General features: G+C 29.2%; 10 protein-coding genes. 9 read left to right on the plus strand and 1 reads right to left on the minus strand.

From position 1 onward, the window contains the following. Positions 1-450: a protein tyrosine phosphatase family protein gene (locus ACQY5W_RS10145; protein ID WP_428024852.1), complete on the plus strand. Its 450-nt coding sequence runs from the start codon at positions 1-3 to the stop codon at positions 448-450. 16 nt (positions 451-466) lie between these two features. Here the strand turns inward: ACQY5W_RS10145 and ACQY5W_RS10150 are convergent, their stop codons facing one another. Beyond that, the gene (locus tag ACQY5W_RS10150) at positions 467-1,201 is read right to left on the minus strand and encodes a dienelactone hydrolase family protein (RefSeq protein ID WP_428024853.1); all 735 of its coding nucleotides are present in this window, start codon (positions 1,199-1,201) and stop codon (positions 467-469) included. Between the two features lie 160 nt (positions 1,202-1,361). Here ACQY5W_RS10150 and metX point away from each other — a divergent pair, with 160 nt between their 5' ends. From metX to ACQY5W_RS10190, 8 genes are all read left to right on the plus strand, one after another. Continuing rightward, a complete protein-coding gene (gene metX, locus ACQY5W_RS10155; protein ID WP_428024854.1) occupies positions 1,362-2,468 on the plus strand; it encodes a homoserine O-acetyltransferase MetX in 1,107 nt (368 codons plus the stop codon). Next, the gene (gene xseB, locus ACQY5W_RS10160; protein ID WP_428024855.1) at positions 2,465-2,665 is read left to right on the plus strand and encodes an exodeoxyribonuclease VII small subunit; all 201 of its coding nucleotides are present in this window, start codon (positions 2,465-2,467) and stop codon (positions 2,663-2,665) included. The genes metX and xseB overlap by 4 nt, the downstream gene beginning before the upstream one ends. 146 nt (positions 2,666-2,811) lie before the next feature. Next, the gene (locus tag ACQY5W_RS10165) at positions 2,812-3,495 is read left to right on the plus strand and encodes a HesA/MoeB/ThiF family protein (RefSeq protein WP_428024856.1); all 684 of its coding nucleotides are present in this window, start codon (positions 2,812-2,814) and stop codon (positions 3,493-3,495) included. A gap of 18 nt (positions 3,496-3,513) precedes the next feature. Next, the gene (locus tag ACQY5W_RS10170) at positions 3,514-4,140 is read left to right on the plus strand and encodes a LysE family translocator (protein ID WP_428024857.1); all 627 of its coding nucleotides are present in this window, start codon (positions 3,514-3,516) and stop codon (positions 4,138-4,140) included. A 71-nt stretch (positions 4,141-4,211) separates the two neighbouring features. Beyond that, a complete protein-coding gene (gene carB, locus ACQY5W_RS10175; RefSeq protein ID WP_428024858.1) occupies positions 4,212-7,451 on the plus strand; it encodes a carbamoyl-phosphate synthase large subunit in 3,240 nt (1,079 codons plus the stop codon). A gap of 2 nt (positions 7,452-7,453) precedes the next feature. Next, complete coding sequence (locus ACQY5W_RS10180) at positions 7,454-7,897, plus strand: Sua5 YciO YrdC YwlC family protein (RefSeq protein ID WP_428024859.1); 444 nt, start codon at positions 7,454-7,456, stop codon at positions 7,895-7,897. Between the two features lie 60 nt (positions 7,898-7,957). Beyond that, positions 7,958-9,250 (plus strand): ATP-binding protein, encoded by a 1,293-nt coding sequence (locus tag ACQY5W_RS10185; RefSeq protein ID WP_428024860.1) that lies wholly within the window; start codon positions 7,958-7,960, stop codon positions 9,248-9,250. 135 nt (positions 9,251-9,385) lie between these two features. Further along, positions 9,386-10,053 (plus strand): hypothetical protein (locus ACQY5W_RS10190; protein ID WP_428024861.1); only part of this gene is annotated, 668 nt, incomplete at its 3' end.

The raw sequence follows: 10,053 nt of genomic DNA on the forward strand, positions 1-10,053 counted from the left end.
ATGAACTTAAAAACTATTTTAAACTATATAAAAATAAATGACACTATTTCAACTTCGGGTCAGCCTACAGAGGCTCAATTTGAAGTTATATTAAAGCATGGCTTTGATGTTGTTATTAACTTAGCATTATGTACTGCTACAAATGCTATAGAAAATGAAGATAAAATAGTTACAAGTTTAGGGATGACATATATACATATTCCTGTGGATTTTGAAAATCCTACTATTGATGATTTAAAACTATTTTTAAATCTTTTATTTTCCCTTGAAGGTAAAAAAGTTTTTGTACATTGTGCTAAAAATTATAGGGTTAGTGCTTTTATGTATGTTTATCATAAATATTTTTTACAAACACCTTTTGATGAGATAGATTTATCTTTATTAGAAGAGTGGTCTCCAAATAAAAAATGGCAAGATATTATGAAAATAAATTTTGAAGAGTTAAAATAGAAAGAGTCTTCTCTTTCTATTTTTTAAGTGTTGTTTCTAAAATCTCTGTAAATCTTTTCCAAGAACTTTCATCTGCAACTTTATGGTATCTTTTTGAACCAAAAACACTAAAAGCATGTGGTGCTCCACTATATGTTATCATTTCATGATGTATTCCTGCTTTTTCTAACTCCATAGTCAAATTAGCAAAATCTTGAATACTTACAGATTTATCAGCACTTCCATGAAAAACTACAATAGAACCTTTTGTTTTACTATAATCCTCACCTTCAGGTGTTGCTAATCCTCCATGAAAAGGAATAAATAATTTTAAATCAGCTCCACTTCTTGCCAACTCTAAAATACCTGCACCTCCAAAGCAATAACCAATACCTACTGCATTTGATACATTTGCATTAAGTTTTTTAGCCTCATTTAGTCCAGCATAAAGGAGTCTTTTCATTTTGGCTCTATTTTGATAAAGTTCACCTGTTAGTTTTTTCTTTTCAGAAGTTTCAGTTGGTCTAACGCCTTTTCCAAATAAATCAACAGCAAAAGTTGCATATCCTAAATCATATAGCATTTTTGCTCTTTTTACTTCATAATCAGTAAGTCCATCCCAATCATGTACCATAAAAACAAGTGGTGCATCCTTTGAAGGCGAACTATAATATCCCTCATATTTTACCCCATCAACTTCATAGGTTACAAAGCCACTATTTGCAAGTGCATAGCCTACAAAAAAACATAAAATAGAAATGATTTTTTTCATCTTTTTCTCCTTTGTTTAATACAAAATATTACAGCTAATTACTCTATACAAAACTTAATATTTAAAGTTAATTTTAAATAATTTATTTATGAAATTTATTCGTATAAATGTTTTAGAATAGTTTTGTTAAAATGTATCAATTAAATAAAATGGATTTTTTTTGAAAATAGAGACTAAAACAGCCAAATTTACTACTCCTTTATATCTTGAAAGTGGTAGGATTCTCCAACCATATGAGATAAAATATGAAACTTATGGTGAGTTAAATGAAGATAAATCAAATGTAATAATTATTTGTCACGCATTAAGTGGTTCACATCATGCGGCAGGACGTTATGAAAATGAAGCAAAGCCAGGTTGGTGGGATAACTTAATTGGTGATGGAAAAACAGTAGATACTAGAAAATATTTTGTAATATGTACAAATAATATAGGCTCTTGCTTTGGTTCTACTTCACCTATGAGTCCTATGTATCCATCTGATGAACCATATAGATTTAAATTTCCTGTTGTAACAATAAGTGATATTGTTAAAGCTCAAAAAATACTATTTGACTCCCTTGGAATTACTCACGTTAAGGCTATTATTGGGGGAAGTTTAGGTGGTATGCAAGCACTTTGTTACTCAATAGAGTATCCAACTTTTGCAGATACAATTATAGCTATGGCAACAACTGCATACACAAGACCATGGGCAATTGCTACAAATAAAATTGCAATGGAAGCCATAAGAAATGACCCAGCCTTTAAAGATGGAAATTATACAAAAGGTGACCTTATAGCTAATGGTTTACCAGGACTAGCAATAGGTAGGATGGCAGGACTTATAGCTTATGTGGGACCTACATCTATGAATAATAAGTTTGCTAGAAATTATGTAGAAACTGATGGTTTATATGAATTATTTGGAAGATTTGAAGTTGAGCGATACTTAGAATACAATGCCTACAATTTTCCAAAAATTTTTGATCCCCTTTCTTATTTATATGTTTGTAAGACTATGAATATCTTTGATGCAGCAAGGGGAAGTGATAAGTTACCAGATGCACTAGCAAGAATTAGATGCAATCTTCATCTTCTTTCTTTTTCAGATGATGTATTGTTTTTCCCAGAAGAGATGGAAGAGATATATAATATAATGAAAGATATGAATATGGATAATGTAACTTATAAAATGATAGAATCTACCCATGGGCATGATTCATTCTTAGTTGAACTTGATAAGTTCAAAGATTATGTAGTTGATATATTGGAAGGAAAAATATGAGTGAAGAAATAAAAGAAGAATTAAGTTTCGAGGAAAAAGTAGAAAATGCAAAAGAGTTGCTAGAAAAGTTAGCAAATCCTGATATTACATTAAGCTCATCTGTAGAGATATATAAAAATGGTATGAAAGAGTTAGATGATGCTCAAAAATTACTAGAAACTGCAAAGCTTAACTTCAAAGAATTATCTGAAAAATAATCTATTTAAAAGTAGAAAGTTTATAAAAATTTATTAGTTATAAACTTCTTATAATTGATGTTAGTCATATTAATTTAAACTAAATTTGATATCATTACAAAATAAAATAATAAAAATAAACTATACTTATTTACTAAGGATTTGATATGCAAGAAGAATTTAACGAATACTTTAACAGACAGATAAAACTTTGGGGACAAGAGACACAAGATTCACTACAAGGTAAAAGAGTAGCTATAATAGGTAGTGGTGGGCTTGGTTGTACTTTAGGAATTGCACTTGGGGCTTCTGGAATAGGGGAGTTTACTTTAGTGGATTTTGATGTTGTTGGGGTTCATAATATTCATAGACAAATTGGTTTTAGAGTTGGTGATGATGGTAAATATAAGTGTGAGGTTTTAAAAGAGCTTATTGAAGCTAGATGTCCTTATACTAAAGTTACTGCTTACAAAGAGTCTTTTCAAGAGTTTGCTAAAAGAGGTTTAACTTTTGATTTAATCATTGATGCAACTGACAATCTTCCAACTAGAGCAGATTTAAATAAATATTGTATAGAAAAAAATCAACCATGGATTTATGGTACAGTTGAAGAGTTTCATGGACAGGTTTGTTTCTTTGAAAAAGCGTCATATGAGGCTGTATTTATTGTAAATGATAGAAAACCAAATGGTATCGCTTGTCCTATAGTTATGCACGTGGGTTCACTTCAAGCAAATCTTGCTATTAGATATCTTGCTGGACTTCCAGTTAAAAAAGATGTTTTATATTATCTTTCATTTGATGAAGAGGGTGTTATAAATTATAAAAATTTTAAATTACCAACTAACTAAAAATAATAGGGAATCAAAATGTTATCAATAGAAGTTTTACTGGCTTTTTTTTCTGCCTCACTTTTACTTGCACTTGTTCCAGGTCCTGATAATATTTTTGTATTAACTCAATCAATTATTCAAGGGAAAAAATCTGGTTTGATAATAGTACTAGGTCTTTGTACTGGGCTTATTTTTCATACCTTGGCAGTAACTTTTGGAGTAGCTGTTATTTTTCAAACTTCTGCTTTGGCATTTACTCTTTTAAAAGTTGCTGGAGCTATATATTTACTCTATCTTGCTTGGCAAATATTTCATGCTAGTAGCGAAAAAATTGACCCCAAAAATAGTAAAAAGATTGATTTTAGAAAACTTTATTATAGAGGTATAATAATGAATATCACTAACCCAAAAGTTTCTATTTTCTTTTTAGCTTTTTTACCTCAATTTACTAATCCAAATCTAGGTTCAATCTCTTTACAAATATTGATGTTGGGTGGACTTTTTATTGTTGCTACAATTTTAGTTTTTGGTATGATTGCACTTTTATCAGGTACTTTATCACAACTATTTAACAAATCTGAAAAGTCTCAAATGATATTGAATAAATTAGCTTCTTTTGTATTTCTGTCACTTGCAATAAAATTAGTAACAACAAAACAATAATGTAACCCAATTTTAAGCACTTTTTGGATATTATTTCCAAATTTTAACTACTACACACGGGGAACTTATAAATGCCAAAAAGAGAAGATATAAAATCTATATTATTAATCGGTTCTGGTCCAATTGTTATTGGGCAAGCCTGCGAATTTGACTATTCAGGAACACAAGCTACTAAAACATTAAAAGAATTAGGATATAGAGTTGTATTAATCAACTCTAATCCAGCAACTATTATGACTGATCCTGAATTTGCTGACAGAACATATATTGAGCCAATCACAGAAGAAATGATTGCTAAAATTATTGAAAAAGAAAATATTGATGCTATATTACCAACAATGGGTGGGCAAACTGCACTTAATGTCGCTACATCTATGTATGATAAAGGTATGTTAGAAGGTGTTAAGTTTTTAGGAGCACATCCAGATGCTATTAAAAAAGGTGAAGATAGACATCTATTTAATGAAGCAATGATTAAAATTGGTATGGATTTACCAAAAAGTGCAAATGCCTATAGCGTTGATGAAGCAATTAATGTGGCACGTGAGATAGGTTTCCCAGTAATTTCAAGAGCATCTTTTACCCTAGCTGGTGGAGGAAGTGGAGTTGCTTATAACATGGAAGAGTTTAAAAAACTTGCAGAAGCAGGGATTGAAGCATCTCCTATTAATGAAATTGAGATTATGGAATCTATGCTTGGATGGAAAGAGTACGAAATGGAGGTTATCAGAGATAATAAAGATAACTGTATCATAGTATGTTCTATTGAAAACTTAGACCCAATGGGTGTACATACAGGAGATAGTATCACTGTAGCTCCTGCACTGACTCTTACTGATAAAGAGTACCAAGATATGAGAAATGCTTCATTTGCTATTTTAAGAGAGATTGGAGTTGATACAGGTGGTTCAAATGTACAATTCTCTATTTGTCCTAAAACAGGAAGAATGATTGTTATTGAGATGAATCCAAGAGTTTCTAGATCTTCTGCACTTGCATCTAAAGCAACTGGTTATCCTATTGCAAAAGTTGCAACTTTACTTGCTGTTGGATTTACACTTGATGAAATTGAAAATGACATTACAGGTACAACTGCATCATTTGAGCCAGTTATTGATTATGTTGTTACAAAAGTTCCAAGATTTACTTTTGAAAAGTTCCCTAAAGCAGACTCTACTTTAACTACTTCTATGAAATCAGTTGGTGAAGTTATGGCTATGGGTAGAACATTTAATGAGTCTATTCAAAAAGCATTTTGTTCATTAGAGACTGGACTTATTGGGTTTGACTCTATTTCTACTGATTTAGATTTAATTAAAAAAGAGATTAGAAGACCAAACGATAAAAGACTTCAATACTTAATGGATGGTATGAGATTGGGTCTTACAAATGAAGAGATTTTTGAATTATCAAATATAGATCCATGGTTCTTAACAAAATTTAGACAAATTATTGAGATAGAAAAATCAATCAATGAATCTATTTTAAATGATGAAGTTGCAATGAGAATTGCAAAATCAAATGGATTTTCTGATGCTATGATTGCAAAACTTATTGGTAAAAAAGAAGATGATGTTTATAATGCTAGAAAAGTTTTAAATGTAGATTTTGAGTATAACGAAGTTGATACTTGTTCTGCTGAATTTAAGGCTTTAACTCCTTATTTATATTCAACAACTAATGTAAATAAAATTCCACAAGTAAATAAAATATCTGAAGAGAAAAAAGTTATGATTATTGGTGGTGGACCAAATAGAATTGGACAAGGTATTGAGTTCGATTATTGTTGTGTTCATGCAAGTTTTGCATTAGCTGAGATGGGTATCAAAACAATCATGTACAACTGTAACCCTGAAACAGTTTCAACTGATTATGATACATCAGATATCTTATACTTTGAACCAATTGATTTTGAACACGTTAGAAGTGTAGTAGAAAAAGAGAATCCAGATGGTGTAATTGTACACTTTGGTGGACAAACTCCTTTAAAACTTGCAAATGCTTTAACAAAAGCTGGGGCTAAAATTATTGGAACAACTGCAGAAGTTATTGATTTAGCAGAAGATAGAAAAAAATTCTCAAAATTTGTTGAGGATGCTGGATTATTACAACCAGAAAATGGAACAGCTGTAGAGGTTGAAGAGGCTATAGAAATTGCAGAAAGAATTGGTTATCCTGTACTTGTTCGACCTTCTTTCGTACTTGGTGGAAGAGGGATGAAAATTGTTTATTCAACAAATGAATTAAAGCAATATATGGACGAGGCAGTTTCTGTTTCAAATGATGCACCAGTACTTATTGATAAATTCTTAGATAGAGCAATCGAACTTGATGTTGATTGTATCTGTGATGGTAAAGAAGTTTATATTGGTGGAATTATGCAACATATTGAAGAAGCTGGTGTTCACTCAGGGGATTCAGCTTGTTCTTTACCTCCTGTATCTATTAGCAATGATTTAATCAAAGAACTTGAAACTAAAACAAAATCAATGGCGCTTGGTCTTGGTGTTGTAGGACTTATGAATACTCAATATGCTATTCATAAAGGACAAATTTATTTAATCGAAGTAAATCCAAGAGCTTCAAGAACAGTTCCTTTTGTATCTAAAGCAACTGGTATGCCACTAGCTAAAGTAGCTACAAGAGTTATGTGGGGAGAGAGTTTAAGAAATGCACTTGATGTATATAACAGTGAACTTGTATGGGAAGATAATGGAGTATTAAAACCTATTTTAAAAGATCATGTTGCTATTAAAGAAGCAGTTTTCCCATTTAATAAACTTAGTGGTTCTGATATGATTTTAACTCCAGAGATGAAATCAACTGGTGAAGTTATGGGTATCTCTGATAGTTTTGGTGAATCATATGCAAAAGCACAAAGTGCTGCAAAAAATGATTTACCAAAAGAGGGGAAAGTATTTATTTCATTATGTGATTTAGATAAAGAATTTGCACCTAAAATTGCAAAAGGACTTATTGATGAAGGATTTACAGTAGTTGCTACTGGTGGAACTCATAAAGCAATTGTTGATGCAGGAATTGAGTGTGAAAAAGTTCTTAAAATCTCTGAAGGAAGACCAAATATTACTGACTCTATAACTAATGGTGAAATTGCACTTGCATTTAATACAAGTGATGGAAAAGAGTCTTCAAAAGAAGATGGTAAAGCTATTAGAAGAAGCGTTTTAAAAATGAACGTTCCATATGTTACAACAGCTGCAGCTGCTTTAGCTTGTCTTGAAGCTATGAGAGAGCTTAAAAAGAAAGATGGATTATCACCAAAATCTATCCAAGAGTTTTTAAATAGTTAAATATGAATCCTAACTCTGTTTATTTAGTACAAACAGATACAACTGTTGGCTTTTCATCAAATGATTTTGAAAAGCTAGCAGTTATAAAAGCAAGACCAAAAACTCAAAAGATACTTAGGACTACTGATTCCTTTAAAACTTTAAAAAAATATACTAGAGTTCCAAATCATCATAAAAAAAGAGTTAGAAATTCAAAAAACTCTACTTTTATATATCCAAATGGTGAGTCCTTTAGAGTAATAAAAAGAGATAATAAATTTTATAATTTTATAAATAAATTTAATATTCTTTATTCTTCATCTGCAAATGAAACAAAAAAAAGTTTTGATGAAAATTATGCAAAAAATATTTCCGATGTGGTTGTTATAACAAAAGATGGTTTTTATGAAGATATTCCATCAAGTTTGTATAAATTATATAAATTTAAATTTAAGAAATTAAGGTAATCTAAGACTTTATTAAGTCATAAGTTCATAGAATTAAATAATTATTTTAAAAGGTAGTCTATGTTTTTAAATAGAGAAAATGAACTTGAAATTCTACAAAAAGATTTCTCTATACCAAATTCATCATTTAATTTTGTTTTTGGAAGAAGAAAGATAGGTAAGACTACTTTTATAAACAACTACATAAAAGGCAAAAATAGCTTTTATATCTCTTTTTTAGAGATGATTAATTCAATAACTTTTCATACAATACATAAAAATTTTGAAAACTTTTATAATAAAAAAATAGAGAAAATTGATAATTTTGAGAGCTTTTTAAAAGTACTTTCAAAAGTTAAGTTTGATGAAAAACTAATTTTAGTTTTAGATGATTTTCAAAATTTATTAAAAGTAGAAAAAGATGCTTTAAATATTTTTTATAAAACTTGGAGTAAAGAGCTATCAAGTTCAAATATACAAGTTGTTATTTTATCTTCTATCAAATCTAGTGACAAAGATGATGAGTATATATACAAAAAATCATCCAATATAATTAAATTGGAAAATTTACCTTATTCAAGTATTAAAGAGCTTATCCCTGATGTGCAAGCTGGAGATATTATACATATTTTTAGTGCATATGGTACAAATCCAGAATATCTGAAACTTTATGATTGTAAAAAAGATTTTTTACTTAATGTTAAAGAAAATTTTTTAAGCTACGAAGGTCTTTTTTTTAATGAAGGAATTGATTTTTTAAAAAAAGATTTAAATGAAATCTCTACATATTCTTCGATTCTTTATGCCGTAGCTGTTGGTAATAATAAAATTGGCGATATTGCTAGCTTTTTAAATCTAAAGTCAACATATTTGACAAGATATTTACAAAAGCTCATAGATATTATGATTTTAAAGAAATATGTTCCTATAAATGAAGATATCAAAAAAAGTAAATTTGGTAGATATGAGATTGAAGATAATTTCATTAAATTTTGGTTTTGTTATATTTATCCTAATTATTCTGCTTTACAAAAAAATGATACATATGGTGTGATAAGTCATATAAGAAATGATTTTACAAAAAGAATTGAAAGAAACGTTTACAAAAATTATATTTTAAATTTAGTAAAAAAAGATCCATATAAATATTTAGGATTTATTCCAACAAATATTGGAAGCTGGTGGAATAATAAAGATGTTCAAATTGATATTATTGCCTATGATTCTAAAAATATTATTTTTGTAGATACTAAATGGAAAGATACTCAAAAGCTCGAATTAAGCTATTCACAACTTAAATCTAAGTCTTTAGAATTTAAAACAACTTTAAATAAAAAGTATGTGATTTTTTCTAAAACAACTCCTACAAAATAACACTTATATAATATGTTTTAAAACATATTAACCTACTAAAAAAACTATCTTTACTGATTAAATTAAGATTTACTTAAGTTATGAATCTAAATAATGAGATTAAAATTATAGTATATAGAAAATAAAGGATGTAGCATGGCAAATCAAATTACAATCAAAAGTCCAAATGGTGAAAATAAGTTATATGATATTAATACAACTGATTTAATCAATGTAAATAAAGGTGATTATGTTTTTATACCAGAATTAGCAACTTCTTTAAAAATGGAAATTAATGATGGTTCATTGGATATTACTTTTCCTGATGGACACAATATTTTAATTAAAAATATTGTTGATTTAATTAGTCAAAATAGTGGTGAAATAGTAAATGGTCTTATGGACAAACTTGATGATACAGCTATTGCCTTTATGAATGAAAGTGGTCAATTTGATGAAGTAAGTTTTTTTGAACAACTTTTATCTTTAATTGAAGAATCAGCAGCTGGTAATAAGGTAAAAACATTAAATATTATTGATGATGTTGCAACACAGCCAGAAGAAGTGTCTTCTGCAGTACAACAACCTGAAGGTAGAAGATCTAGATCTTTAATAGAAGAAATAGACCTTCAAAATGGTGGAAGAGGAACAACAATAGATGATGGAGCAACACTAACAAAAACAAGTGTAATTACAGCAAATGATATAAATGAAGCACCAACATTAACAGTAGAGACTACAAAAACAGTAGCAGAAGATGGAAGTACGTCAATTACATATACAGCAAGTGATGTAGAAGGAGCAGTGTCAGTAAGTGCAGTAGC

This window comes from Arcobacter sp. (assembly GCF_050300555.1).
In the GTDB taxonomy this organism is placed as follows: domain Bacteria; phylum Campylobacterota; class Campylobacteria; order Campylobacterales; family Arcobacteraceae; genus Arcobacter.